Here is a 25,686-nt window from a genome sequence, read left to right on the forward strand (position 1 = left end):
TTACAGGGTGGCTGCAGGGCGGTAGGGGTGGACTTTTTGCCAGTGTTCGGCGATGTCGATGCGGCGGCAAATCCACACCCGTTCATGGCTTTGCACGTAGTCCAGAAATTTTTGCAGCGCACCGAACCGGCCTGGTCGGCCCAGCACCCGGCAGTGCATGCCGATGCTCATCATCTTGGGAGCGTCTTCGCCCTCGGCGTAGAGCACGTCAAAGCTGTCTTTGAGGTACTGCAGAAAATGGTCGCCGGTGTTGAAGCCCTGCACCTGCACGCAGCGCATGTCGTTGGTGTCCAGCGAGTACGGGATGACCAGGCGCGGCTCGACCGTGCCGTCGGTTTTGGTGGTGGGCAGCCAGAACGGCAGATCGTCGCCGTAGTAGTCGCTGTCGTAGCTGAAGCCGCCCTGGTCGGCCAGCAGGCGGCGGGTGTTGGGGCTGTCGCGGCCGGTGTACCAGCCCTGGGGCCACAGGCCGTTGGTCATTTTGCGGATGATTTCGGCACCCAGCGCCATGTGCTCGCGCTCGGTGGCTTCGGGCAGGTTTTGGTAGTGGATCCAGCGCCAGCCGTGGCAGGCGATTTCATGGCCCAGGTCGACGAAGGCCTGGGTCAGCTCAGGATGCCGCTCCAAGGCCATGGAGACGCCGAAGATGGTCAGCGGCAGGCCGCGCTTTTCAAACTCGCGCAGGATGCGCCAGGAACCCGCCCGCGAGCCGTATTCGTACATCGACTCGATGGTCATGTGCCGGTCGGGGAAGGGCTGCGCGGTGATCAGCTCGGACAAAAAGGTTTCCGAGGCCGCGTCGCCATGCAGCACATTGTTTTCGCCGCCTTCTTCGTAGTTGAGTACGAACTGCACCGCAATTTTGGCCTGGTTGGGCCACTGTGCGTGGGGGACGTTGCGGCCGTAGCCGACCAGATCACGGGGGTAGGGTGCGGATGTCTCTGTCATGGAGTCCCCTCAAGCACAACTCAGGCCAGCGCCATGGCGATGTCGTTGCTGGGAATTTTGCGGTCGAACGTCAGGTTGGACTCGAGGTTGTGCAAATGCTCGTCGATCAGGCGCACGGCCAGGGCTTCGTCTTTGGCGGCCAGGGCTTTGATGAGCTCGTCGTGGTCGTCGCAGGTGTGGTCAGTGGGGTTGTCGGTCTGGTACATCAGGGTGATGAGCGAGCAGCGCGACAGCAGTTCCACCATCATTTGCACCAGCACGTCGTTGTCCAGCAACTCGGCCATGCGGATGTGGAAATTACCCAACACTTCGGTGCGGTTGGTGAGGTCTTTGTCTTTCAACGCCGCCTTTTCAATCACCGCCTGCTCTTTGAGGGCCTTGATTTTGCTTGGGCTGATGTCGCGCACCAGGGCGCGCACCAATTCGGCCTCCAGCATGCGGCGTACCGCAAAGACCTGTCGCGCCTCGGCGACCGACGGGGCGGCCACAAAGGCCCCGCGCGCGGGCTCCAGACGGATCAGGCGGTTTTGGGACAGCTGGAACAAGGCTTGCCGGACCAAGGTGCGTGATACACCAAAATGGTCGGCCAGCTTTTGTTCAGCCAGCTTGGTACCGGGGTGGAGCCGGTGCTCAACAATCGCCTTAGTCAGGGCTTCGACGATCGTATTGGTATTGGTCGTGGTGGATTCCATACCACCATAATAACGCAAATTTTGTACTGTATACAAGTTTGTTTGGTTACAACGTATTTGATTAAGTGAGGACACGTATGGGATTAAGCACACACGTTTTGGATACTATGCATGGCCGCCCGGCTGCTGGTATGGCGGTGGAACTTTACGCCACCCAGGGGGGCGAAAGCACTTTGATCAAGCGTTTCGTCACCAACGCGGATGGCCGCAGCGAGGGCCTTTTGCTCGACACCGCGAGTCTGCACGTCGGAACCTACAGGCTCACGTTTGACGTAGAAGGGTACTTTAAGGCCCACGGCGTGACTTTGCCCACCCCCAATTTCTTACACCGCGTGAGCCTGGACTTTGGTATTGCTGATCCCGGCCAGCACTACCATGTGCCGCTGCTGGTCAGCCCCTGGAGCTACTCCACCTACCGTGGCAGTTGAATTTATAAGAAATGAGGCTCCCGTGCTTGCCAGTAGAGCACGGGCAGCTAGGTTTTTAATAGCACTTGCCAAACCGGCCTATAGCTGCCCCTCGGTCAGGGTGTCGAGCTGGAACTGCCCGCTTTTGTCCCACAGCCAGGTGTCGGTGTAGGTGACACGGCCCAGGCGCGAGGGCGGTGGGAAGGGGGCCGCAGCGCGCACGGTACGCTCGATTTCGGTGACCACCTCGGGCGCGTGCTTGGGCGCGCGCATCCAGTGCAGGCCGGTCACCAGGCCCTGGCGGTCCAGGTGCACCTCTAACACCCCGATGGCGTACAGGTTGGGCTGCAGCTTGCCCTGGTAGATGCGCTCGGCATTGCGCTCGTACAGGTGGCGTGCGGCATCCCGGCGGTAGTCACGTGGGTTGCTGGCCGTAGAGATTTTGGGCGGCAAGGCCAGTTTGGGCGCCGGGGCTACCGGCTGGGTGCCGGTGGCGGGCGGGGCGGGGGCGACCGTTGGGCTGGCGCTGGGCGCGGGCGCGGAGCCACAGCCGGCCAGCAAAGTGGCGATGGCGGCGGACAGGCTGGCCAGGGTCCAGCGTACGTAGGAAGGTTTTTTCATGGTGTGTGGAGGGCTGGAGGCTGCCCATGCATACTGGGAATGTGAAAAATACAGACGTTTTGCTCCAGCACTTGCACACGGCGCCTGCCGTGCTGGTCACCGTGCAGTCTACCCAAGGCTCGGTGCCGCGCGGGCCGGGCACCTGGATGGCGGTGCTGGCCGACACCTTGGTGGGCACGATTGGCGGCGGACAGCTTGAATTCCAGGCAATGGCCGAGGCGCGTGCCCGACTGCAAGGTGCCCAGGGTGCCGAGGTCATGCGCTACCCGCTGGGCCCCAGTTTGGGGCAGTGCTGCGGGGGGGTGGTGCATCTGCGCTTCGAGCGGGTCGGTGTGGCCGACGCCGACCGCCTGCGCGCCGAGCTGGCCGTGGTACACCCGCCCGTCGCCTTGTTTGGCGGCGGCCATGTCGGCCATGCGCTGGTGCAGGTGTTGGCGCGCCTGCCGTTTGACCTGGCCTGGATCGACAGCCGTGACGGCATTTTCCCTGCCGATCTGCCGGACTCGGTACGTTGCGAATATTCCGACCCGGTGCAGCGCGCGGTCCAAGACCTCGCGCCGGGCAGCCGGGTGCTGATCATGAGCTTCAGCCACGCCGAAGACCTGGACATCGTGGCCGCCTGTCTGCTGCGCCAGCGCAGCCGGGGCGATCTGCCCTTTATCGGCCTGATCGGCAGCCAGACCAAATGGGCCAGCTTTCGCCACCGGCTGGCCGCACGGGGCTTTGTGGATGCCGAGCTGGCGCAGGTCACTTGCCCCATCGGCGTGCCCGGCATTCCCGGCAAAGAGCCCGAGGTGATTGCGGTTGCGGTGGCGGCACAGTTGTTGCTGACTCCCTAGAATGACGCAGTCGCAGCGGTGCAAAGCCAACTCCCCGGGCTTTTGTGCGTGACTTTTTGAGTGCCTACAGCGCCCGCAGTGGTGGGCATCGCAATACTGGCAGGGGTGGACGCACGTCCTCGCTGCCTAAGGGTGAGTGACACATGGAAAGCTATTACCTCGACTGGGCCAACCTGCTGCTGCGCTGGGTCCACGTCATCACCGCCATCGCCTGGATTGGCTCGTCGTTCTACTTCGTCTTTTTGGACAGCAGCCTGACACCACCGGTCGATGGCGATCTCAAGAAGCAGGGCGTGAGCGGCGAGCTGTGGGCCGTGCACGGCGGCGGCTTCTACCACCCGGTCAAGTTCGCCGGTGCGCCGCCGCAACTGCCCAAGCACCTGCACTGGTTTTACTGGGAAAGCTATTCCACCTGGCTGACCGGCTTCTCGCTGTTCACCGTCACCTACCTGTGGAATGCCAGCACCTATCTGGTCGACAAGTCGCTGATGAACTGGTCCAGCGGCGCGGCGGTAAGCGTGGCGCTGGCGTTTTTGGTGGTGTTCTGGATGGCCTACGACGGCATTTGCCAGATCTTTGGCAAGCGCAAGGGTGGTGATGCCATCGTGGGCGCGTTGGTGGCCGTGCTGGTGTGTGCGGCCTCGTGGCTGGCCTGCCACTGGTTTGCCGGGCGTGCGGCCTTTTTGCTGGTGGGCGCGATGATGGCCACCACCATGAGCGCCAACGTGTTCTTCTGGATCATCCCCGGCCAGCGTACCGTGGTGGCCGACATCAAGGCGGGCCGCCCCATCGACCCCATCCACGGCCAGCGCGGCAAGCAGCGCAGCGTGCACAACACCTACTTCACTCTGCCAGTGCTGTTTGCCATGCTCAGCAACCACTACAGCTTTACCTACACGCATCCGCAGAACTGGCTGGTGCTGGTGCTGATGATGCTGGCAGGCGCGGCCATACGGCAGTTTTTTGTGCTGCGCCACGGCTATCTGCTGGGCCGCAACCGGCATCCCGTGGGCTACGCGCTGCTGGGCCTGGTGGTGATCGTGGGCGTGATCGTCTGGATGAAACCGCTGCCTGCTACAACTTCAGTAGCTACTCACGCTGATGGAATAAGCGCCAAGCCGGTTATTTCTTATGAAAAAGTGCAGGCGGTGATTGCCCAGCGCTGCTACCAATGCCACGGCGCGCAAGTGCAGATGAAGAACGTGCGGCTGGATTCACCCGCCGATCTGAAGCTGCATGCGCCCATGGTTTACCAGCAGGCGGTGGTCACCAAAATCATGCCCATGAACAACGCCACCGGCATTACCGAGGCCGAGCGGGCATTGATCGGCCAGTGGTTCGAGGGCGGCGCGCCGGTGCAATAGCCCGGGACTCAGGCCGCCTCAGGCACCGGCGTGAAGTGCAGGTGCATCAACTGCCAGTCGTCCGGCGTTTTGCGCCACAGTTCGCTGAAGAACACGCTGCTGTGCGGCGTGTCGTCAATCAAGGTCTGGCTTTGGCCCGAGACCACCGCGAACTCGCCGTGGTATTGCAGGGACAGGCTGGCATCCTGCTTGTAGGCCGTGTCAGGAAACCACATATCGGCCTGCACCGCACGCGAAATGCCGTGCAGTTGCTCCCATTTGGATTGCACGCCACTGGCATGCACCACGCAAAACGAGTCGGCCTGCACGCTGGCCATGAAGTCGGTATCACCGGCGAAAAATGCGGCATACCAGTCTTCGCGGGTGTTCAGTAAATTGATGTTGTCCATAGCTTTTTTTTAGGTGGTTGGCCATTGGCACGGCACAGGCCGGACCGGCAGAATGCGAAACGGCACCAGGGCCGCGATGGGCTGATTATCCTGTGCTGTGCAAGCGCTTTGAAAATGGCGCGCGGAAAGCCTGTCAGGGGTCTTTGCACCATCCCCGTGCGGCCGTTGGGCCTCCCCTGCTACCATTCTTGGATGTTAATGAAAACACCCGACGCTATTAATGCTGTTGCGCTGGCCGATGCCCGCGACGGCGAAGGCACGCCTGTGTCTGTCAAGATCCGCGAACGTCTGCTGGCCGCGCGCAAACGGTTCAACGCCAACGACAACATATCGGACTTCATCCAGCCCGGTGAGCTCGATCTTCTGCTCGACGAAGTGACCGACAAAATGCAGGGCGTGCTCAGCAGCATGGTGATCGACACCGACCGCGACCACAACACCAACAACACCGCACGCCGGGTGGCCAAGATGTACCTGAAAGAGGTGTTCCAGGGCCGCTACGTGGCACCGCCCAACATCACCGAATTCCCCAACGCCGAGCACCTGAACGAGCTGATGATTGTCGGCCCCATCACCGTGCGCAGTGCCTGTTCGCACCACCTGTGCCCGGTCATCGGCATGATCTGGATCGGTGTACTGCCCAACGAGCACACCAATGTGATTGGTCTGTCCAAGTACGCGCGCCTGGCCGAATGGATCATGGGCCGCCCGCAGATCCAGGAAGAGGCCGTGGTGCAACTGGCCGACCTGATCCAAGAAAAAACCCAGCCCGACGGCCTGGCCATCGTGATGGAGGCCAGCCACTACTGCATGGGCTGGCGCGGCGTGAAAGACATGGACAGCAAGATGATCAACTCGGTGATGCGCGGGGCCTTCCTGAAGGACCCGAACCTGCGCCGCGAATTTTTGTCCCTCATTCCCAGAAAGAGCTAATCCCATGCTTGTACGTTTGCTCTACGCCAGCCGCGCCCTGGACACCAGTCCCGGCGCCATCGAAGCCATCCTGGCCCAGTCGCGCCAGTACAACCCGGCCTGCGGCATCACCGGCATCCTGTGCTACGGCGGCGGCATCTTTTTGCAAGCCATTGAGGGCGGGCGCATGCCGGTCAATGAGCTGTACGGCCACATCCAGCGCGACACGCGGCACAAAGACGTGGCCTTGCTGCACTTTGAAGAAATCTCCGAGCGCCGCTTTGGCGGCTGGACCATGGGCCAGGTCAACATCCTCAAGCTCAACCAGTCCATTTTGCTGAAATACGCCGAAAAACCCGAACTGGACCCGTATGCGGTGTCAGGCAAGGTATCGCTGGCGCTGCTGGAAGAGTTGATGGCCACGGCCTCCATCGTCGGGCGCGTCTAGCCGTCCCCACCGATCCATCCAACCCGCAAGCCTTGAACGACTTGCGGGTTTTTGTTTTTTTGCATGTCCCTTTTTGCCCTGTGTCTGGTGCTGTTGGCGGGACTGATCCACGCCAGTTGGAACATTGCCGCCAAAAAAGCCGGGGGTGATGCGCGCTTTGCCGTGTTCTCCGGGCTGGTGGGGCTGGTCGCGTGGTCCCCGGTCGCTGTCTGGCTGGGTCTGGACGAAGTGCCGCGCTGGAATGCCACCCAATGGGGCATGCTGGTCCTCAGCGCCTGCGTGCACGCCCTGTATTTTGTGGTGCTGCTGCGCGGCTACCGCAAGGCCGACCTCACCGTGGTCTACCCGCTGGCGCGCGGCCTGGGGCCGCTGCTGTCGTCCCTGGTGGCCGTGTTGCTGCTGGGCGAACGGCTCAGCGTCTGGGGGGCGCTGGGCCTGGCAGGCGTCGTGCTGGGCGTGTTTTTGATCGCCGGGGGCCCCGCCCTGTGGCGCGGCCCGCGTGACCCGGTGCACGCCGCCCGTTTGCGTGCAGGCTTGCGCTATGGCGCGCTCACCGGCATGTGCATCGCCTGCTACACCGTGGCCGACGGCTATACGGTCAAGGTGCTGCTGGTCTCGCCCATCATGTTCGACTACGCCAGCAATGTCCTGCGCATGGGCCTGATGGGCTCCACGGTGCTGCGCGATCTGCCCGCGGCCCGGCTGCTGTGGCAGCAGCAATGGCGCTACGCGCTGGTGGTGGGCATCCTGAGCCCGGTGTCGTATGTGCTGGTGCTGTATGCCGTGCAAACCGCACCCCTGTCCCATGTGGCTCCGGCGCGCGAGGTGTCGATGCTGTTTGCCGCGCTGCTGGGCGGGCATTTGCTGGGCGAGGGGCAGCGTGGCATCCGGCTGCTGGGGGCGGGTTGCATTGCGCTGGGTGTGGTGGCGCTGGCGCTGGGTTAGCAATGGCTTCTACCGAGCTCCTGGGCTGCGATTTTTCCAGCAGCCCCACCGCCCGCAAAAACATCGTGCTGGCCTGGGGCCGGGTGGCCAAGGGGCGCGTGGTCTTGCAGCGCCTGGAGCGGCTGTCTTCGCTGGCGGCATTTGCCGCGGTGCTGGCCCAGCCCCGGTCCTGGGTGGGGGCGTTCGATCTGCCCTTTGGTTTGCCGCGCGAATTGGTGGTGAGCCTGGGCTGGCCGCTGGAGTGGGCCGCCTGCATCCGCCACTTTGCCAGCCTGGAACGGGCGCAGATCCGCAGCCTGTTTGCCGCGTTTTGCGATGCCCGTCCGGTGGGGGGCAAATTTGCGCACCGCGCCTGCGATTTTTTGGCGGGCTCCAGCCCATCCATGAAATGGGTGAATCCGCCAGTGGCCTACATGCTGCACGCGGGCGTGCCCCTGTTGCTGGACGCGGGGGTGGATTTCCCCGGCCTGCACGCCGGTGATCCGCAGCGGGTGGCCCTGGAAGCCTATCCCGGCCTGCTGGCGCGTGAGGTGCTGGATGGCTGGACTCCAGTGGCCCAGGGCACCGGGCGGCGTAGCTATAAAAGCGACGACAAGGCCAAGCAGACCCCGCAGCGGCTGGCGGCGCGGACCGACCTGGTCCACGCGCTGGAAGCGGGGCAGGGCGCTCACGGGCGGCTGCGCCTGGGCATGCCTTTGCAAATCACGGCGGCCCAACGTGCCCTGCTGCTGGCCGATGCCAGTGGAGACGCCCTGGATGCCGTGCTGTGCATGCTGCAAGCCGCGTGGGCCGGGCAGCAGCACGCCGCAGGTCTGCCGCGCTACGGGCTGCCCAGCCATGTCGATCCGCTGGAGGGCTGGATCGCTACCGTGTAATGCAGTATGTCGATTGCGTGCCTGCGCCGCTGTATAGTTGTAGGCGAATACTTACGATTTATTTCAGTGTTTTAGATATTGCGTACAATTTATGTATTCTTTTGTTGGCAAGTATGGGTGCTTTCTGCTGGGACTGTTGCTGTGCCATGCAGTGCGGGCGGCCGACGACCGGCCAGAGTGCGGCAGACCATTGACCCTGGCCCTGCATGTGCATGGCGTGTTGTATTCGGCCGATCTGGATGCGGGCATTGACAAGGACTTTGCCGATGCACTGACCCAGCGCAGTGGCTGCAACATCCAGGTCAGCGTATTGCCGCGGGCACGCATCTGGCAACTGATCGAGTCCGGCGCGCTGGACTTCAGCCTGTCGGGCATTGCGACCGAGGAGCGCAACACCTATGCGGCGTTTGCCTGGTATTTTTCGAACAAATACTACCTGCTGGTCAACAAAAGTGCCAACGTGCATGGGCTGTCTGACTTCGAAGAGCAGCCCGCCATGAAGCTGGGGGCCATCCGGGGTTTTCGTTACAGCACCACGGCCAACCGCATGGTCGACAAACTGGCGCAGGCGGGCCGCGTGAGTTATGCCTCGGGTCTGGATCCGCTGTACCAGGTGCTGGCCCTGGGGCGTATCCAGGGCATGGTCATCGAGCCCTTCGACATTGGCGATATCGAGTCCAAACGGATCAGCGACACCACGCAGATCATCGAATTCAACGATCCACCGGTGCCGCACGGCCTCATCATTTCCAAAAAATCCATTTCGCCCGCCGAAATCACCAAGTGGCAGGCGGTGGTGCAGTCTTTGCGCAATGACGGCTCGGTGCTGCGGATCTTCGAAAAGTACTTTCCGCCCGCGCTGGCCCGCGAGATGGTGGTCTTTTGAGACTGAAACGCCCCGACAACTGGCTCCACCACCTCAGCGGAGCCTTGTTGGTCCTGGCGTTGTCGCTGGGCACCACCTGGTGGCTGTGGCAGTTTGAAACCCACAACGCCGAGCTCGACCAGCGTGCCCGGGCAGATGCCAATGTGCAGGCCTTTGCCAGCCGAGTGGAGCAGCGCATGCGCGCCCAGGAACAAGTCATGCGGGGTGCCCAGGGGCTATTTTCGGTGGGCGCACCGGTGGGGCGCGAGGCCTTCAGCCGTTATGTAGAGGTCTTGCAGCTTGGAGCCGATGTGTCCGGGGTGGTGGCGCTGGGCTGGGTGCCGCTTGTCAGCGAGACGGACCTGCCCGCGCATGTGGCAGAGATGCGCTCCCTGGTAGACGGCGGCTATGCCCTGGTCCCCGAGGGCGCACGTCCCCAGTATGCCCCGCTGGTACAGCTGGAGCCGCCTTCGGAACCGCATCTGCACCCGCTGGGCCAGGACCTGCTGATGGATGCCGTGTACCGGGCAACCATGGAGCGGGCCCGCGACTCCGGGGCTGCCGCCATTACCAGCCGACTCAACCGCAGCCTGCAAAACGCCTCCGACAACCGGGTAGGGTTTGCCATGTTCATGCCGGTCTACCGCCCCGGATCGCTTACCGATACGGTGGACGCACGGCGTGCCAACCTGATGGGTTGGGTGGTGGCGCCGTGCCGCATGGATGTGTGGATGGCGGGCCTGCCCGGTGGGGAGATCAGCGGTATGGGCGTGCGGATTTTTGACGGGATTGAAATCAGCAACCAGTCGCTGCTATTTGACTCCAATCCCAGCCCTTTACCCAAAACGCAGGCCTCGGCCGCCACCTTGGAGTATTTGCAGATGGCGGGCCGTACCTGGACCCTGGCCATCGTGGAGCAAGCGGATTCGGTCGCATCACCGGCCCACCACAAGGCGCAGCTGATTGCCCGCAACGGCGTGGTGCTGAGTTGTGTACTGGCCTTGTTGGCCTGGGTGCTGCTGAGCGACCGAGCGCGCACCGTCATCATGGCCACCCAGATGACCACCGAATTGCGCGAAAGCAAAGAACATTTTGAACTGATCTTTGACAGCAGCCCCGACGGCATGGTGATCACCCAGCAGGCCGATGGCCTGGTGGTGGACATCAACCGCGGCTTTACGGCCATGACGGGCTATGAGCGTGGCGATGTGGTCAGCATCTCGATAGCCGCTTTGCCCATCTGGAAGTCTGCCGAAGACCGCCGCCGCTACCGCAAGGAGCTGGCCCAGCACCAGTATTGCGAAAACCTGGAAGTGGCCCTGGTGACCAAGAACGGCCAGACCATCATCGGTATTTTGTCGGCGCAGCCCGCCACCTTCAAGGGCGTGGCCTGTTTTGTCGGGGTGGTGCGTGACATCACGGGCCGCAAAGCCATTGAAGACCGCATGGCCCATATGGCCCAGCACGACTCCCTGACCGGGCTGCCCAACCGGGCGCTGTTTGACGACCGGCTCAAGCAAGCCATTGTCCAGGCCAACCGCAACCGGGGCCGGCTGGCCTTGCTGTATGTGGATCTGGACCATTTCAAACCGGTGAACGACACGCTAGGCCATGCGGTGGGCGACGTGCTGCTCAAAGCGGTGGCCCAACGCATGCATGACTGCGTGCGCGCCTCGGACACCGTGGCCCGGATTGGCGGCGACGAGTTTGTGGTGTTGTTGTCTGCGGTGCACGATGGCACCGACGCGCTGGCGGTGGCCGAGAAAATCCGCCAAGCGCTGAACCAGAGCTTTGAGGTGGTGGCGGGCAAGATGGTGCACATTTCCTCCAGCACGGGCGTGGCCGTCTACCCCGACCACGGACTGGATGAAATTGAGCTGTCTAAAAATGCCGATGCGGCGATGTACCGATCCAAACAGCAGGGCCGCGACCGGGTCGTGCTGTACGCACCGCTGGCGTCCGTGGACCCTAGCGTCGCCTAATTGCGTTGCTCAGCGGGGGAAATCACGGTTTCGTCGAGCTTGCGGGCCAACTCCGACACGGCCAGGGCGGCAGGGCAGCCAGGGATGTGGACCATGAGCAGTTGGCGGCGCATGACGGCATCGCGCACCGAGGGGTCGGCCGGGATATCGCCTACATGGATCAGGCGGATCGAACGCCCGGTACCGTTGGTGACAAAGCGGTCCAGCACCTGCTGTAGCTGGGTGGTGATGGCGCGGCCATCGCCGGGGCGGGCGGTCTGGTTGATCACGATGCGCACGTGCTGGCGTTTTTGCTGGGTGGCCAGCACCTTGATGGCGGCATAGGCATCGGTCAGCGAAGTGGGTTCGGGCGTGGCTACCACCAGCACCTCAGATGCCAACGACACCGAAAACAGCACCACGTCCGAAATGCCTGCGCCGGTATCCAGCAGCAGCACGTCAAAGCGTGGCATCAGGGTGCGCACCACCTGCAAAAACTCGTCACGCACCTCCGGGGTCAGGCGGGAGTACTCAACCATGCCCGAACCGGCCAACAGCACCGAGAACCCGCCGGGGGCCTTGACGATGGCCTCGTCCAGCATGGCTTTGCCGGTAAAGACGTCATGCAGCGTGATCTTGGGGTGCAGGTTCAGCACCACGTCCAGGTTGGCCAGGCCCAGATCGGCATCCAGCACCAGGACGCGGTGGCCGCGTTTGGCCAGGGCTGCAGCCAGATTGGCCGACACAAAGGTTTTGCCGACACCGCCTTTGCCGCTGGTGATGGCAATCACCTTGGCACCGGAGCCGCTGAGGGGGAAAGGGGAATTCAGAATGTTGTTCATCACGGCTTACCTTTGTCCATTGCTGCCATGGGCGGCAACGGACGACATATCAATCCAGGCCGGTTCTGCGGCAGACAAATGACCAAACAACAAATTTTTCTCTTCGGCGCTGACATGGCTCTCGGGTTGGGGTTCCAGGCACAGGCGGTTGCGCCCGGTAGACTTGGCCCGGTACAACTGCTGGTCGGCCCGGTCGGTCCACAGCTCGGTGGTGGAGCGGATCCACTGCAGGGCAAATGCCCCCCCGATACTGATGGTGACCTGCAATTCAACCCCGGGAGCCACCGTGATCCGGGTATTTTCAATACTACGGCGAATGCGCTCGGCCACCGCATGCCCAAACGATGGCTGGCAAGACGGCAACACCACCACAAATTCTTCGCCGCCATAGCGCGCCAGCGTGTCCATGGGGCGCACACATGCTTGCAGCGCCTTGGCCACCACGCGCAACACCTGGTCGCCCGCCGGGTGGCCGTGGGTGTCGTTGACGGTTTTGAAATGGTCGATGTCGATCAGCAGCAGCAGGGCCGCTTCGCCCGAGCGGGCCACCCGGTCCACCTCGGACTCGAGCACCATGTTGAAATGGCGGCGGTTCGACAGCCCGGTGAGCGGGTCCTTGAGCGATAAATCGCACAGACCATCGATCACGTTTTGTACATACGCCAATGGGTCGGGCATGTCCATCGCGGGCATCTCTTGCTGTAACAGAGCGCAAGCCGACTCCAGGCGCAAATTGCGTAGATCCATGGAGGAGTGGGTTACCGTTGAGGACACGTTTGTGGGCAAAAAGTTACAGAAAGTTTAACAGTATCCAGTGCAGACCCAAGCCGGGAGATGGCTTGTCCTGCAGGGTCAATAGGTTGCTTTCGCGCAAGCGCTTTTAGATCGCAAAATCTTCTGGCCCGTGCTGCAGGGCCAACAGCGCGTCATGGTCGGTGCGGTGCAGCCGTACCCCATCCGGTGGGAGCTCTCCGGCACGGCGCAGCACATTTTCGACCGGCAGCTTCATGCCGCTGAGGTGCAGGGTGATGTGGCTGTGCGCCAGAGCATGGCGCAGTTTGCCAAAAGTGTCCACCCCGGTGGCATCGATGCGGTTGATGGGCTGGGCAAACAGGCACACCTGCTTGACACCGGGATGCAGCGCCAGGTGCTCCATCACGGCCCGTTCCAGGCTGCTGGCCGAGGCAAAGTCCAGCTCGGCATCCATGCGCAGCGCATACAAGTGCGGGGCCAGCGGCGGCAGGTTCCATAGATGCCGGTCGCGCAGGCTGCCATCGGGGTGCAGGCCGATCTCGATGATGCGCGGGTGCAGCCGGTGGTACAAGAAGTGCGACAAGGCCATCAGCAAACCGGCCAGCACGCCCCAGTACAGCCGGGGTGCGGTGGCCAGGGTCAGTACAAAGGTGGTGGCACAGGTCACGGCCTCCACCGGGGCGGCGCGCCAGATACGGCGCAGTTCGGCCGGTTGCACCAGGCTGGACACCGCGGCCACCACCACCGCCGCCAGTACCGCCTGCGGCACGTGGTACAGCGCGGGGGTCAGCCACAGCAGCACCAACAGCACCAGCATCACCGAAAAAATCGTCGCCCAGCCGGTCTTGGCCCCGGCATACAGGTTGATGGCCGAACGCGAGAACGACGAGCTGGTGGGAAAGGCCCCGCACAGGCCCGAAGCCACCTTGGCCATGCCCTGGCCGATCAGGTCCTGGTTTTCGTTCCAGCGGGTGCCGCCACGCTGGTTGTCCACCTTGGCACTCGACGCGGTTTCCAGAAAGCTGATCAGTGTGAGCACCAGTACCGGCATGGCCAGCTCGCCCAACTGCGCCAGCGAGATGGCGCCCGGCAGTTGCAGTGCGGGCAGACCGGCGGGCAGGGCCCCCACCACCGCACCCCCGTTTTCCGCAAAGCCCAAGCCGGCACTCAGCAGCGCACTGGCCACCACCAGCACCATCAGCACCGGAAATTTGGGAAACCAGCGCTTGCCCAGCACCAGCACGGCCAGTGCGCCGAACCCGAACGCCGCTGCCTGCCAGTCGATCTGCGGCTGGTGTAGCAGTTGGGCCAAAGTCCCCTTGAGCCCGATCAGTGCGGGCAGTTGTGACAGCAAGATCAGGATCGCCGCCGCCTGGGTAAATCCGGTCAGCACCGGCGCGCTGACCAGATTGAGCAACCAGCCAAAACGCCCCAGCCCCAGCACGATCTGCAGCAGGCCCGACAGCAGCGCCAGCCACACCGCCAGCGTCACCCACTGCGCGCTGCCGGGTTCCGCCATGCCCAGAAAGGCACTGCCCACCAGCAGCGCGCTTAACGCGGTCGGCCCCACCGACAGGCGGGTCGACGAGCTCCACAGCACTGCCACCAGCGCGGGCAGCAGCGAGGCGTAGATGCCGGTGATCAGCGGCATGCCCGCCAGCGCGGCGTAAGCCACGCCCTGCGGAATCACCATCATGCCCACCGTCAGCCCGGCCCAGAGCTCGCCCACCAGGGTGCTGCGGCTGGGGCGCGGCCAACTGAGAAAAGGAAACCAGCGCTGGAACCGAATCAGATTTACAAGGTTTTTTGGCATCTAGCGCTTATTCAATGGGCGTGAGCAGCTATAAAAATAGGAGTTATGGATGCGGTGCACACACCGCGCATGCCGGGTCGCGCGGGATGCGGATGTCGTTCCAGGCCATGCTGCGCGCATCCAGCATCTGCAGCCGTCCGGCCAGCGAGGTGCCTGCGCCACTGATCAGCTTGATGGCTTCGGCGGCCTGCATGGCCCCGATGATGCCCACCAGCGGTGCCAGCACGCCCATCACGGCGCAACGGGTTTCCTCGAAGTCGTCGCTGGGCGGGAACACGCAGGCGTAGCAGGGCGAAGCCGCATCCCGCGCGTCGAATACGCTGATCTGCCCGTCCATGCGGATGGCTGCGCCCGACACCAGCGGCTTGCGGTGGCGCACGCAGGCCGCATTGACGGCATGGCGGGTGGCAAAGTTGTCACAGCAGTCCAGCACCACATCGGCCTGGGCCACCAGCGTGTCCAGCAGCGCGGCATCGGCCCGGGCGTGGACGGCGTTGATCTGCACCTCGGGATTGATGGCCTGCATGGCGGTGCGCGCCGATTCCACCTTGGACTGGCCCACGCGCTCCAGGCTGTGGGCGATCTGCCGCTGCAGGTTGGTCAGGTCCACGGTGTCGTGGTCTACCAGGGTGATGTGGCCGATGCCCGCCGTGGCCAGGTACAGCGCCACCGGCGAGCCCAGCCCGCCCGCGCCGATGACCAGCGCGTGGGCCGCCAAAAGCCGTTCTTGCCCTTCGATGCCAATATCGTCCAGCAGGATGTGGCGCGAGTAGCGCAGCAGTTGGTCGTCGTTCATCTTGGCATTGTCGCAATGAAAAGCCCCGCAGGGGCGGGGCTTGGGACTAAGGGCAGGGGGGCGGTCTACTGCTCTTTCTTTTCTTCTTTGCGCTCGACCAGGGTCTTGCTGACGATGACGGGCTTGCCCTTGAACTGGTTGAGCGCCTGGATCAGCTGGAAGTCTTTGTCGCTGCCGAATTCTGGCGGTGGTTTGCGGTCGGCCACCGGTTTCAGCGCTTCGGCTTCCAGCAGCTTGCGGGCTTCGTCGCGGGCTTTTTCGCGGGCTTCGTCTTTCTTCTCTTCGCCCTGGCCACTGGCCAGATGCTTTTCCAGGTCGGCTTCGCGCATGCGCAGGGCGCCGAAGGGGTTGCCGTCGGCGGTGTCATCGACCATCACGTCGGGCACGATGCCTTTGGCCTGGATGGATTTGCCGCTGGGTGTGTAGTAGCGCGCGGTGGTCAGCTTCAAGCCGGTATCGGGTCCGAGCGGGCGCACGGTCTGCACCGAGCCCTTGCCAAAGGTCTGGCTGCCCATGATGGTGCCGCGCTTGTAGTCTTGCAGGGCACCGGCGACGATCTCGCTGGCCGAGGCCGAGCCTTCATTGACCAGCACGATCAGCGGCACCGTTTTCAGGGCAGCGGGCAGTTTGGCCAAGGCATCGGCTCCGCGGCGCTGGTAGAACTCGGGCGAGGCCTTGTAGGTGAACTTGCTGTCGGCCAGCTGGCCGTTGGTGGACACCACGGTCACGTTTTCGGGCAGGAAAGCCGCAGACACGGCCACGGCGGCATCCAGCAAGCCGCCCGGGTCGTTACGCAGGTCCAGCACCAGGCCCTTGAGCTTGGGTTCCTGCTTGTAGATGTCGGTGATCTTGGTGGCGAAGTCGTCCACCGTGCGGTCCTGAAACTGGCTCAGGCGAACCCAGGCGTAGCCCGGCTCGACGACCTTGGCGCGGACCGACTGGGTGCGGATTTCTTCGCGGGTGATGGTCACCGGGAAGCTGCGGTTCTCGTCCTTGCGGAAGATCGTCAGGCTGACTTTGGTGTTGGGTTCGCCGCGCATCTTCTTTACCGCGTCGTTGAGCGCCAGGCCCTTGACGGCGGTGTCGTCGATCTTGGTGATCAGGTCGTTGGGCTTGAGGCCCGCGCGGAAGGCCGGCGAGCCTTCGATGGGCGAGACCACCTTGACCAGCCCGTCTTCCTGGGTGATCTCGATGCCCACGCCCACAAAGCGGCCCGTGGTGCCTTCGCGGAATTCCTTGAACGACTTTTTGTCAAAGTACTGGGAGTGCGGGTCCAGGCTGGCCACCATGCCCGCAATCGCGTCGCTAATGAGCTTTTTCTCGTCGACCGGCTCCACATAGTCGGTTTTGACCATGCCGAAGACCGCCGCGAGCTGTTGCAGCTCTTCCAGCGGCAGCGGTGCCATGGCCCCACGGGCCACGGTTTGCAGGGAAACCGTGGTGAGGGCTCCGGCAATGGCACCGGCGGCAATCCAACCGGTAATTTTGAGTTTCTGGCCCATAAGCGTCTTTCAGTTCTCTGTCAATATACACGTTGGTATCCACTTGTTTGGATACGTTCCGTGTAAACCTTTTTATCGGCTTATTTTTTCTGGCCCTGAGCGGCAACCGCTGCTGCGGCCGCTGCGGCGGCTTCGGCATCGCCCAGGTAGTAGTGGCGGATCGGTTTCAGGTTCTCGTCCAGCTCGTACACCAGCGGAATGCCGTTGGGGATGTTCAGGCCCACGATGTCGTCGTCGGAGATGTTGTCCAGGTACTTGACCAACGCGCGGATCGAGTTGCCGTGGGCGGCCAGCACGATGCGTTTACCGGCCTTGATGGCGGGGGCCATGGCTTCGTTCCAGAACGGCAGTACGCGGTCCACGGTGTCTTTCAGGCACTCGGTCAGCGGGATCTGGTCGGGGGTTTGCTTGGCGTAGCGCGGGTCGCTGCGTTCGCAACGCGGGTCGGTGGCCTCCAGCGCCGGGGGCGGCGTGTCGTAGCTGCGGCGCCAGACCAGCACCTGGTCGTCGCCATACTGCTTGGCGGTTTCGGCTTTGTTCAATCCCTGCAGCGCACCGTAGTGGCGCTCGTTCAGGCGCCAGCTGTGCACCACTGGCAGGTAGGTGCGGTCCATCTGGTCCAGGCAGTGCCACAGGGTGTGGGTGGCGCGCTTGAGTACGCTGGTGTAGGCCACGTCGAACTCGAAGTTGTCGGCTTTCAACAGGCGGCCCGCGTTTTGCGCCTGGGCAATGCCGGTGTCGGTCAATGGCACATCGGTCCAGCCGGTGAAGCGGTTTTCAAGATTCCAGGTGGATTCACCGTGGCGGATCAGAACGATTTTGTACATAGGGCGGCTTGTCTCGGTGGATGAAAAGGGAGCTAAAAATAGGGGCTCCCGCCAGGGTCAGCACGCCATTCTAAAATCGCCGGTTCGGGGTAGTCCCGCTCAACCACAAATAAAAGGTGCAAAGTGAAGTTTTTAATAGACAACTGGATGCTGATTGCGATAGCGCTGGCAGCGGGTGGCGGCTTGTTGTGGCCGGTGATTTCGAACAGCGCCGGTGCGGGTGCCCTGACGGCCAACGGCGCGGTCATGCGTATCAACCGCGAAAAGGCCGTGGTGGTGGATGTGCGCGAGGCCGATGAGTTCGCCGTCGGCCACATTGCCGCCGCCAAGAATCTGCCGGTCGGCCAGCTGGAAGACAAGCTGGCCTCCATGGTGAAAAACAAATCGCTGCCCTTGATCCTGGTCTGCGCCACCGGTGCACGCGCCAATAAGGCTTTGGCCACGGCCAAAAAGCTGGGTTACGAGCAAGCCGAAGTGCTCAGCGGCGGCATGAAAGCCTGGGGCGAAGCCAACCTGCCGCTTGAAAAGTCCTGAGCCACCACCAGATACTGACCATGCAAACCGTCAAGATGTACACCACCGCCGTATGCCCCTACTGCATCCGTGCCAAGCAAATTCTGAAAAACAAGGGCGTCGAGCAGATCGACGAGATCCGCGTAGACCAGTTCCCTGAGGCCCGTGCGGCCATGATGGAGTTGACCGGTCGCCGCACGGTGCCGCAAATTTTCATCGGTGACACCCATGTGGGGGGCTGTGATGACCTGGTGGCGCTGGACGGTCGGGGCGGTTTGCTGCCGCTGCTGAATGCGGCTTGAAGTACCGCTGAATCTGCCTTCCTGATCGGCAATAATCCATTTGCTTTTTTCGCCCGCCATGGCTTCTCCGGCGGGCTTTGTTTTGATGTCCACCGAAAGAATTCCATGTCCGAGCAACAAGATCCCGTATTCCAAATCCAGCGCGTTTACCTGAAAGAGGCTTCGCTGGAGCAGCCCAATTCCCCCGGCATCCTGCTGGACCCGACCCAGCCCACGGTGGAAATCCAGCTGGGTGTGGAAGCCAACCCGGTGGCAGATGGCATTTTTGAAGTAGCCGTGACGGCCACTGTGCAGACCAAGATTGGCGAAAAGACCGTGTTCCTGGTGGAAGCCAAGCAAGCCGGCATTTTTGAAATCCGCAACATGTCCCAAGAGCAGATGGGCCCGATCATTGGCATCGCCTGCCCGCAAATCGTCTACCCTTACCTGCGCAGCAATGTCGCCGATATGGTCCAGCGCGCCGGTTTCCCACAGGTGCACCTGGCCGAAATCAACTTCCAGGCCATGTACGAACAGCAGCAAGCCAATGCTGCAGCGGCCGCTGCCGAAGCGCCCACCGCTACGCTGCAATAAACCCATGAAAATCGCGGTTCTGGGCGCGGGGGCCTGGGGCACCGCGCTGGCCATCAGTGCCAGCCAGCGCCACAGCCTCACGCTGTGGGCGCGCGATGCCGGGCAGGCCGCTGCCATGCAGGCCCAGCGCTGCAACCAGCGCTACCTGCCCGGCATCGCTTTTCCCGAAACACTCACCGTCTGCTCCGTGGCGCCCGAGGCCCTGGCCGCGCTGGTGGCAGGGCACGACCTGGTCATCCTGGGCACACCCATGTCGGCCTTGCGCAGCATGCTGCAGCAGATTGCAGGCTGTGCGGCGCCTGTGGCCTGGTTGTGCAAAGGGTTTGAGTCTCCCGGTTCCAAGCCTTTTGGGCTGCTGGCGCACGAGGTATACGCTCAGGCAGCTATTGAATCTGTAGCAAATGCACCATCGCTGTATGGCGTGCTCAGTGGCCCCAGCTTCGCCCAGGAGGTGGCCCGTGGCCAGCCCACGGCCCTGGTGGCCGCCAGCAGCCGCGCCGAGGTGCGCGATGCCCTGGTGGAGGCCTTCCACAGCCCGGTGTTGCGGGTTTATGCCAGCGACGATGTGGTGGGCGTGGAGGTGGGCGGCGCGGTCAAGAACGTGCTGGCCATCGCCACCGGCCTGTGCGACGGCCTGGGCTTGGGCCTGAATGCGCGGGCAGCCCTGGTAACCCGTGGCTTGGCCGAAATGACGCGCTTGGGCGTAGCCCTCGGCGCCAAGGCCGAGACCTTCATGGGCCTGTCGGGTCTGGGCGATCTGGTGCTGACGTGTACTGGCGATTTGAGCCGTAACCGCCAGGTGGGTTTGTTACTGGCTCAAGGCCAGTCGCTGGACCAGGCGGTGGCCTCTTTGGGCCATGTAGCAGAGGGCGTGTACAGCGCCCGCACCGTGGCGCAGCGGGCGCACAGCCTGGGCGTGGACATGCCCATCACCCACAGCGTGGTGGCTTTGCTGGACGGTCGCATCCGCCCGGCTGACGCGGTTGCGTCTCTGATGGGGCGGGCCCCGGTGCCCGAGCTCGTGTAAGGCTTTGTGTCTTTTGTGTAAGGAAACTTCTTACACGGCCTGGTAAAAATCTGACCTGCGGTATGGGTGCCCCCCGACTTAATTTTTGATTGGGGGGTATTCACAATCCATTTCAACGGATTGGGAAATAGCAGATTGCGACAAACGCAAGGCAGCCTGAACCGGGAAGACCAAAGGACACACCATGAACACCGAACAGATCATTGCCGAAATCCGCGAGGCCAATCTGACGTACCTCATGCTGGCGCAAAGCCTGATCCGCCAGGACAAGGCCGAAGCGCTGTTCCGTCTCGGTATCAACGAAGAAGCGGCCGACATCCTGGGTGCCCTCTCCGCTGCCCAGATTCTGAAACTGGCCTCCGGCAACATGCTGCTGTGCCACTTCCGGGTGGAAGACAGCCTGGTCTGGAGTCTGCTGACCAACCACGACATCAAGAAGGTGGGCAACCCCGCCACCAACACCTTGCACGCCAACATCCTGATGGCTGGCCGCGTGGCCGAAGTCCTGTAAGGAGCTCCCATGACCACCACCGCTTCCACTGCCGCTGTCGCCACCAAAGTGTCCAAGCCTTCCAAGAGCGTGCTGCAAGACTCGCAGCAGATCGAACGTGCAGCCGCGTTGATCCGCATGGGCGCCCGCATGCAGGTGCTGGAATCGGAAACCGATTTGTCCTACGAGCGCCTGCTGCGCCTGTACAAAGAGGTCTCGGGCAAGTCGCCCAGCAAGGGCCAACTGCCCTTCTCGACGGACTGGTTTTTGTCCTGGCAGGAAAACATCCACTCCTCGCTGTTTCTGAACATCTACGAATACCTGTCCAAGAGCATGGACATGGATTCCATCGACATCCTGACCAAGGCCTACCGCCTGTACACCGAGCAGATCGTGGCCGCCGAGGTGGACCCGCTGCTGTCGTTTACCCGGGCCTGGCGCCTGGTGAAGTTTGTCGATGCCAACATGCTCAACATGACCCAGTGCAGCAGTTGTGGCGGCAAATTTGTCACCGAACTCTACGAAAACCCCCGCCAATACGTGTGCGGTTTGTGCAGCCCACCGGCCCGCGCAGGCAAATGCAAGGGCGAGCGTACCTTGATGTTGCATTAATCGCGCGAATACGGAAATGGATTGCATGGGTATCCTGCAACCAGAGAGAAGCGGCTCCAAACGAGTCGTTTAAATCCCACGAAAGTACCCGCCACAGCCTCATTTCCGCGGCCTATCGCCTTACCATAACGCTTTGAATCGGAAGATTTCGATCCCATCGAAACGCAACCGAACCGGTAATAAGTCCGGTTTTAAGGCATTGGATAGGTAGCAAGATGTTTCGACGTGGGAATCCAGGGCTGGTGCGCCCGCGCAGCCTGCGTTTTTACCTGATGGCTTTGGTCCTGGTGGCGTTGCTACCCATGGCCGGGGCGGCTGCGTTCGCCATGTGGCAGGTGGCCCAGGTGTACCGCGAGGCCTCTACCCACCAGCTGCAGGAAAACACCCGCACCCTGGCACAGGCGGTCGAAACCGAAATCGTCGCCCGCACCACCATGCTGGAGGCCATGGCCACTTTGGCTGCCACCGACATGGGTGGCCCGCTGGATGCCGCTGGCGATGGCCGCCTGGAGGAGGGCATCATCCTGGCGCAGGCCGGCAACGATGCCAAACCCTCCCCGATTTCAAGCCTGGAAGCCAAAGGCCTGCCACCCGAGGTATGGGCCCGGGCGCAGGCAGCCCGGGAGCGCACCGTCTCCAATGTGTTCATGGTCGGGGCCCGCAAAGACAGCCCCCGGGTGGCCCTCAGCGTGCCATACCGCACGCCCGGTGGCGCCCGCAAGGTGCTGGCGCTGATGCTCTCACCGCTGGAGCTGGTGCGTACCTTGCAGCAGCGCAGCATCCCTTCAAACAACCTGGTGGCGGTGGTGGACGGCAATGGGCGGCTGGTGTCCCGGTCGTGGGATTCCGAGCGGTTTGTGGGCGCCGTCGTGCCCGATTGGGCGCGGCTGCAGGTGCTGAAGGCCGATGCGGGGGTCTTTGAAGGCCGTTCGCTCGAAGGCGCGCCGATGGCCATCGGTTTCCAGCGCCTGGCGCACACCCCGGGTTGGGTGGTGGTGGCGGGGGAGCCGCTGGAGCGCTTCAATGCCCGCTGGCACCAGCCTGTGTGGACCCTGCTGGCGGGCCCCCTGCTGGTGTTGGGCGCAGCCCTGCTGCTGGTGCTGTGGATGGCCCGCATGCTGCTGCGCCCGGTGCAGGCATTGGCGCAAAACGCCGAGCGGGTGGCGACCGATGCTGCAGACACACCCGGTGGCGGCGACGCTGGCGCGCTGTTCCCGGTGGCAGAGTTTGAAGGCCTGCGCCAAAGCCTGGGGCATGCCGACAAGGTACTGCGCGCCCGCGCCGAAGCCCTGCGCGCCAGTGAGGCCCGCTACCGCCAGCTCAGCCAGGCGCTGACGCTGGAAAAGGAGCGCCTGCTGCTGGCCACCCAGGCCGGCGGTGTCGGCATTGTGGAGCTGGACTTTGCCGAGAGCCGCTACCTCTGGGACGACCAGGCCTATGCCGTGTTTGGTGTGCCGCACGGTGGCTTCGACGGCAGCGAGCAGCAGTTGCTGGCGTACTTTCACCCCGACGATGTCCGCGCCATGGTTCGGCAGTGGCACACCGCACTGCGCAAGACCTCCATGCTGGATATGGAGGTGCGCATCGTGCAGCCCTCGGGCGCGGTGCGCACGGTGCAAATCTTTGGGCGGGTCCACCGCCATGCCGACGGTCGCCTGGCGCGCGCCATCGGCACCGTATGGGACGTGACCGCGGCCCGCGAAGCTGCCGATGCACTGACCGCCGCCAAAGACGCAGCCGAGGTGGCCGAACGCGACAAGAGCGCGTTTCTGGCCTTCATGGGCCATGAAATCCGCACTCCCATGAACACCGTGCTGGGCATGACCCGGCTGGTGCAGCAAACCGAGTTGTCGGGCAAGCAGCGCAACTACCTGGACAAGATCGACGTATCGGCCCAGTTGCTGCTGGGCATCGTCAACGACCTGCTGGACCTGTCCAAAATCGAGGCTGGCAAGATGGTCCTGGTAGAGGCCGAATTCACCCTGGAGTCGCTGCTTGAATCGGTGTCGGTGGCCCACGCCCTGAAGGCCGAAGAAAAAGGCCTGGAGATCGCCTACGCCGTCGGGCCCGACGTGCCCGCACGGCTGGTAGGCGACGCGCTGCGACTCAACCAGGTGCTGGGCAATCTGGTGGGCAATGCCGTCAAGTTCACGTCCCGGGGCGAAGTGGTGGTGTCGGTGGTGCTGGAGTCGGACAGCCCGGCTGGCGGCTACCGGTTGCGGTTTTCGGTGCACGACACCGGCGTGGGGCTGGACGCAGCGCAGATCGCCCGCATGTTCTTGCCGTTTTCGCAGGCCGACAACCAGGTCAGCCGCGACTACGGTGGCACGGGGCTGGGCCTGTCGATCTGCAAGCAACTGGTGGAGCACATGGGCGGGTGCATTGGTGTCACCAGCACCCGCGGGCTGGGCAGCACGTTCAGCTTCACGGTGCCCTTACGCCACCCCGGTGTAGCGGCTGCACCGGAGGTGCCGCGCAATGCGTCGGTACTGCAGCGGCGCCGCCTGCTGGTGGTGGACGACAACGCCAGTGCGGGCGGCATCCTGGCCCAACTGGCGCGTGGTTTTGGCATGCTGGTGCATGTGGTGGACTCGGGCCCCGCCGCCCTGGAGCATCTGCGCGCGGCCCACGACAACGGCCGCCCGTTCGAGCTGGTGCTGATGGACTGGCGCATGCCCGGCATGGATGGCCTGCAGGCGGCCCGGCAGATCAAGACCGACGCGGCGCTGGCCGGTGTGCCGATGGTGCTGATGGTGACCGCCTTCGCCCGCGACGAGCTCCTCGTCGAGGCCCAGGCGGTGGGCCTGGCCGGGGTGCTGATCAAGCCCGTCACCCAGTCGTTGGTGTTCAACACCCTGGCCGATGCGCTGGGCCACACCTGGACCGGCCCGCCCGGCGAGGACGGCGACACCCCGCTGGACCTGGGCCGCCTGCAGCAGCGGCGTGTGCTGCTGCTGGCCGAGCGGTCGCAGGAGCACCAGGCCATGGTCGGCTTTTTGCGCCAGGCTGGTATGGAGGTGGACACCGCCCGCAGCAGTACCCAGGCGCTGGCCCGGCTGCAGGCCGCACCGTGCGATGTGGTGCTGGTTGCGCACCACCTGCCCGGCCTGGACGGCCTGGCCGCCACCCGTGCACTGCGCAACGACCCGCGTGGAGCCCATTTGCCGGTGATCGGGTTGCTCTACACGGTCGCTGGCCTGGCGGCTGCCGAGCCGCAGGCCTGCCGGGCCGCGGGCATGGACGACTGCCTGCCCGGACCGGTGGACACCGAGGACCTGGCCCGGCGGCTGGTGCAATGGCTGCCCAAAGACCCCGCGCTCGCCGCGCTGGCGGGCCTGCGCGTGCTGGTGGTGGACGACAACGCCCTCAACCGCGAAGTGGCCAGCGAATTCCTGCAGGCGGTGCGCATGCAAGTGGTGCTGGCCGCCGACGGTGCACAGGCCCTCGAATGCCTCGAACAGGAGCATTTCGACATGGTGCTGATGGACCTGCAGATGCCGGTGATGGACGGCCTGACCGCCAGCCGTGAGATCCGCAAACAGGCGCGTTGGGCCCGGTTGCCACTGATTGCCCTGACGGCGCACGACTCACAGGTGGGCCACCCTGCCACCGTGGCGGCGGGTATGGATGCCTATCTGGGTAAACCCATCGACGAGATGGCGCTGTACCAGACCCTGCTGCAATGCCTGCCCCAGCCGCGCGCCATGGCCAGCCTGGCTGCCGAAGCACCCGCAGAAGTTCCGGCCGACCTGCCGGACGGCTTGCCGGGCGTCGACCTGCGCTTGGCCCTGGCCCGCCTGGGGGGCCGCCAGGCCAGCCTGCAGCGCGTGCTGCGCGGTTTTGTGCGCGACTTCGCCAGCCTGTCGGCGCAGTGGCGGCCCCCCCGGCCCGTACCGTCGCGCAACACCGTCTCCGCCCAGGCCCACACCCTGAAGTCCACCGCCCGCTACCTGGGTGCCGATGCGCTGGCCGACGCCGCCGTACACCTGGAGCAACTGGCGCCGCACGCCACCCCCGAGCAGTTGGCCGAAGGCGTGGCGGCGTTCTGCCAGCATCTGGACACCGTGATCGGCAGTGCCACCGGCTTGCTGGCCGACAGCCGCTACAGCGCGCTGGCCGACGCTGCCACCGAATCGGTGGATGTGGCGACCCTGTTGTCGCGCATCGGCAAGGCCCGGCCCATGGTGGCGCAGGGCAACTATGCCGCCGCAGAGCTGTTGCTGGGCATCCGGTCGGGGCTGGCCCGTACCGCGCTGGTGCGCCTGGCCGATGCCGCGCTGATCCAGTTTGAAGACCTCAACCTGTCTGCCGCCAGTGGCACCCTGGAGGCGCTGGCCGAGGCCCTGGCAGACAACCATGGAGCCGTCTGA

26 protein-coding genes are annotated in these 25,686 nt (G+C 63.7%); 16 read left to right on the forward strand and 10 right to left on the reverse strand.

Annotation, left to right across the window (positions count from 1 at the left end):
* Positions 1–948, reverse strand: a complete 948-nt coding sequence (gene puuE / locus AB3G31_RS07640) for an allantoinase PuuE (RefSeq protein WP_367849591.1) — start codon at positions 946–948, stop codon at positions 1–3.
* A gap of 20 nt (positions 949–968) precedes the next feature.
* Positions 969–1,640 (reverse strand): GntR family transcriptional regulator, encoded by a 672-nt coding sequence (locus tag AB3G31_RS07645; RefSeq protein ID WP_367849592.1) that lies wholly within the window; start codon positions 1,638–1,640, stop codon positions 969–971.
* Between the two features lie 77 nt (positions 1,641–1,717).
* On the opposite strand from AB3G31_RS07645, the gene uraH reads away from it, so the two are divergent.
* Positions 1,718–2,068, forward strand: a complete 351-nt coding sequence (gene uraH / locus AB3G31_RS07650; protein ID WP_367849593.1) for a hydroxyisourate hydrolase — start codon at positions 1,718–1,720, stop codon at positions 2,066–2,068.
* Positions 2,069–2,146: 78 nt separating this feature from the next.
* Here the strand turns inward: uraH and AB3G31_RS07655 are convergent, their stop codons facing one another.
* The gene (locus tag AB3G31_RS07655) at positions 2,147–2,668 is read right to left on the reverse strand and encodes a hypothetical protein (protein WP_367849594.1); all 522 of its coding nucleotides are present in this window, start codon (positions 2,666–2,668) and stop codon (positions 2,147–2,149) included.
* A 26-nt stretch (positions 2,669–2,694) separates the two neighbouring features.
* On the opposite strand from AB3G31_RS07655, the gene xdhC reads away from it, so the two are divergent.
* Both xdhC and AB3G31_RS07665 read left to right on the forward strand, forming a co-directional pair.
* Positions 2,695–3,507 carry a xanthine dehydrogenase accessory protein XdhC gene (gene xdhC / locus AB3G31_RS07660; protein ID WP_367849595.1) on the forward strand — a complete coding sequence of 271 codons (813 nt, stop codon included), beginning with the start codon at positions 2,695–2,697 and terminating at the stop codon, positions 3,505–3,507.
* A gap of 143 nt (positions 3,508–3,650) precedes the next feature.
* The gene (locus AB3G31_RS07665; RefSeq protein WP_367849596.1) at positions 3,651–4,871 is read left to right on the forward strand and encodes a urate hydroxylase PuuD; all 1,221 of its coding nucleotides are present in this window, start codon (positions 3,651–3,653) and stop codon (positions 4,869–4,871) included.
* A gap of 8 nt (positions 4,872–4,879) precedes the next feature.
* On the opposite strand, the gene AB3G31_RS07670 is transcribed toward AB3G31_RS07665, so the two are convergent.
* Positions 4,880–5,260, reverse strand: coding sequence for a nuclear transport factor 2 family protein (locus AB3G31_RS07670; protein WP_367849597.1), 381 nt, complete (start codon positions 5,258–5,260; stop codon positions 4,880–4,882).
* A 198-nt stretch (positions 5,261–5,458) separates the two neighbouring features.
* Here AB3G31_RS07670 and folE point away from each other — a divergent pair, with 198 nt between their 5' ends.
* The 6 genes from folE (at position 5,459) to AB3G31_RS07700 (ending at position 11,287) form a co-directional block, all read left to right on the forward strand.
* Positions 5,459–6,193 (forward strand): GTP cyclohydrolase I, encoded by a 735-nt coding sequence (folE, locus tag AB3G31_RS07675; RefSeq protein WP_367849598.1) that lies wholly within the window; start codon positions 5,459–5,461, stop codon positions 6,191–6,193.
* A 4-nt stretch (positions 6,194–6,197) separates the two neighbouring features.
* The gene (locus tag AB3G31_RS07680) at positions 6,198–6,620 is read left to right on the forward strand and encodes a BLUF domain-containing protein (protein WP_367849599.1); all 423 of its coding nucleotides are present in this window, start codon (positions 6,198–6,200) and stop codon (positions 6,618–6,620) included.
* Positions 6,621–6,683: 63 nt separating this feature from the next.
* The gene (locus AB3G31_RS07685; RefSeq protein WP_367849600.1) at positions 6,684–7,565 is read left to right on the forward strand and encodes an EamA family transporter; all 882 of its coding nucleotides are present in this window, start codon (positions 6,684–6,686) and stop codon (positions 7,563–7,565) included.
* A 2-nt stretch (positions 7,566–7,567) separates the two neighbouring features.
* Complete coding sequence (locus AB3G31_RS07690) at positions 7,568–8,440, forward strand: DUF429 domain-containing protein (RefSeq protein WP_367849601.1); 873 nt, start codon at positions 7,568–7,570, stop codon at positions 8,438–8,440.
* A gap of 91 nt (positions 8,441–8,531) precedes the next feature.
* Positions 8,532–9,326, forward strand: coding sequence for a substrate-binding periplasmic protein (locus tag AB3G31_RS07695; protein ID WP_367849602.1), 795 nt, complete (start codon positions 8,532–8,534; stop codon positions 9,324–9,326).
* Positions 9,323–11,287, forward strand: a complete 1,965-nt coding sequence (locus tag AB3G31_RS07700; RefSeq protein ID WP_367849603.1) for a diguanylate cyclase — start codon at positions 9,323–9,325, stop codon at positions 11,285–11,287. The genes AB3G31_RS07695 and AB3G31_RS07700 overlap by 4 nt, the downstream gene beginning before the upstream one ends.
* On the opposite strand, the gene AB3G31_RS07705 is transcribed toward AB3G31_RS07700, so the two are convergent.
* The 6 genes from AB3G31_RS07705 to gpmA all read right to left on the reverse strand — a co-directional run bounded on the left by AB3G31_RS07705 (position 11,284) and on the right by gpmA (position 17,799).
* On the reverse strand, positions 11,284–12,108 hold the full coding sequence (locus tag AB3G31_RS07705; protein WP_367849604.1) for a MinD/ParA family protein: 825 nt from the start codon (positions 12,106–12,108) through the stop codon (positions 11,284–11,286). The two genes, AB3G31_RS07700 and AB3G31_RS07705, sit on opposite strands and share 4 nt — an antisense overlap.
* Before the next feature lie 6 nt (positions 12,109–12,114).
* The gene (locus AB3G31_RS07710; protein ID WP_367849605.1) at positions 12,115–12,855 is read right to left on the reverse strand and encodes a GGDEF domain-containing protein; all 741 of its coding nucleotides are present in this window, start codon (positions 12,853–12,855) and stop codon (positions 12,115–12,117) included.
* Positions 12,856–12,988: 133 nt separating this feature from the next.
* A complete protein-coding gene (locus AB3G31_RS07715) occupies positions 12,989–14,674 on the reverse strand; it encodes a SulP family inorganic anion transporter (RefSeq protein WP_367849606.1) in 1,686 nt (561 codons plus the stop codon).
* Positions 14,675–14,717: 43 nt separating this feature from the next.
* On the reverse strand, positions 14,718–15,470 hold the full coding sequence (locus tag AB3G31_RS07720; RefSeq protein ID WP_367849607.1) for a ThiF family adenylyltransferase: 753 nt from the start codon (positions 15,468–15,470) through the stop codon (positions 14,718–14,720).
* A gap of 65 nt (positions 15,471–15,535) precedes the next feature.
* On the reverse strand, positions 15,536–16,972 hold the full coding sequence (locus AB3G31_RS07725; protein ID WP_367849608.1) for a S41 family peptidase: 1,437 nt from the start codon (positions 16,970–16,972) through the stop codon (positions 15,536–15,538).
* An 80-nt stretch (positions 16,973–17,052) separates the two neighbouring features.
* Positions 17,053–17,799 (reverse strand): 2,3-diphosphoglycerate-dependent phosphoglycerate mutase, encoded by a 747-nt coding sequence (gene gpmA, locus AB3G31_RS07730; RefSeq protein WP_367849609.1) that lies wholly within the window; start codon positions 17,797–17,799, stop codon positions 17,053–17,055.
* 123 nt (positions 17,800–17,922) lie between these two features.
* Here gpmA and AB3G31_RS07735 point away from each other — a divergent pair, with 123 nt between their 5' ends.
* From AB3G31_RS07735 to AB3G31_RS07765, 7 genes are all read left to right on the forward strand, one after another.
* On the forward strand, positions 17,923–18,333 hold the full coding sequence (locus AB3G31_RS07735; RefSeq protein WP_367849610.1) for a rhodanese-like domain-containing protein: 411 nt from the start codon (positions 17,923–17,925) through the stop codon (positions 18,331–18,333).
* 20 nt (positions 18,334–18,353) lie between these two features.
* Complete coding sequence (gene grxC, locus AB3G31_RS07740) at positions 18,354–18,614, forward strand: glutaredoxin 3 (RefSeq protein ID WP_367849611.1); 261 nt, start codon at positions 18,354–18,356, stop codon at positions 18,612–18,614.
* Positions 18,615–18,719: 105 nt separating this feature from the next.
* Positions 18,720–19,187, forward strand: a complete 468-nt coding sequence (gene secB / locus AB3G31_RS07745) for a protein-export chaperone SecB (RefSeq protein ID WP_367849612.1) — start codon at positions 18,720–18,722, stop codon at positions 19,185–19,187.
* 4 nt (positions 19,188–19,191) lie between these two features.
* The gene (locus AB3G31_RS07750; protein WP_367849613.1) at positions 19,192–20,214 is read left to right on the forward strand and encodes an NAD(P)H-dependent glycerol-3-phosphate dehydrogenase; all 1,023 of its coding nucleotides are present in this window, start codon (positions 19,192–19,194) and stop codon (positions 20,212–20,214) included.
* Positions 20,215–20,398: 184 nt separating this feature from the next.
* Complete coding sequence (gene flhD, locus AB3G31_RS07755) at positions 20,399–20,725, forward strand: flagellar transcriptional regulator FlhD (RefSeq protein ID WP_315246203.1); 327 nt, start codon at positions 20,399–20,401, stop codon at positions 20,723–20,725.
* A 9-nt stretch (positions 20,726–20,734) separates the two neighbouring features.
* On the forward strand, positions 20,735–21,316 hold the full coding sequence (gene flhC / locus AB3G31_RS07760; RefSeq protein WP_367849614.1) for a flagellar transcriptional regulator FlhC: 582 nt from the start codon (positions 20,735–20,737) through the stop codon (positions 21,314–21,316).
* 215 nt (positions 21,317–21,531) lie between these two features.
* Positions 21,532–25,686, forward strand: a complete 4,155-nt coding sequence (locus AB3G31_RS07765; protein WP_367849615.1) for a response regulator — start codon at positions 21,532–21,534, stop codon at positions 25,684–25,686.

This window comes from Rhodoferax sp. WC2427, from assembly GCF_040822085.1.
Taxonomy (GTDB): domain Bacteria; phylum Pseudomonadota; class Gammaproteobacteria; order Burkholderiales; family Burkholderiaceae_C; genus Rhodoferax_B.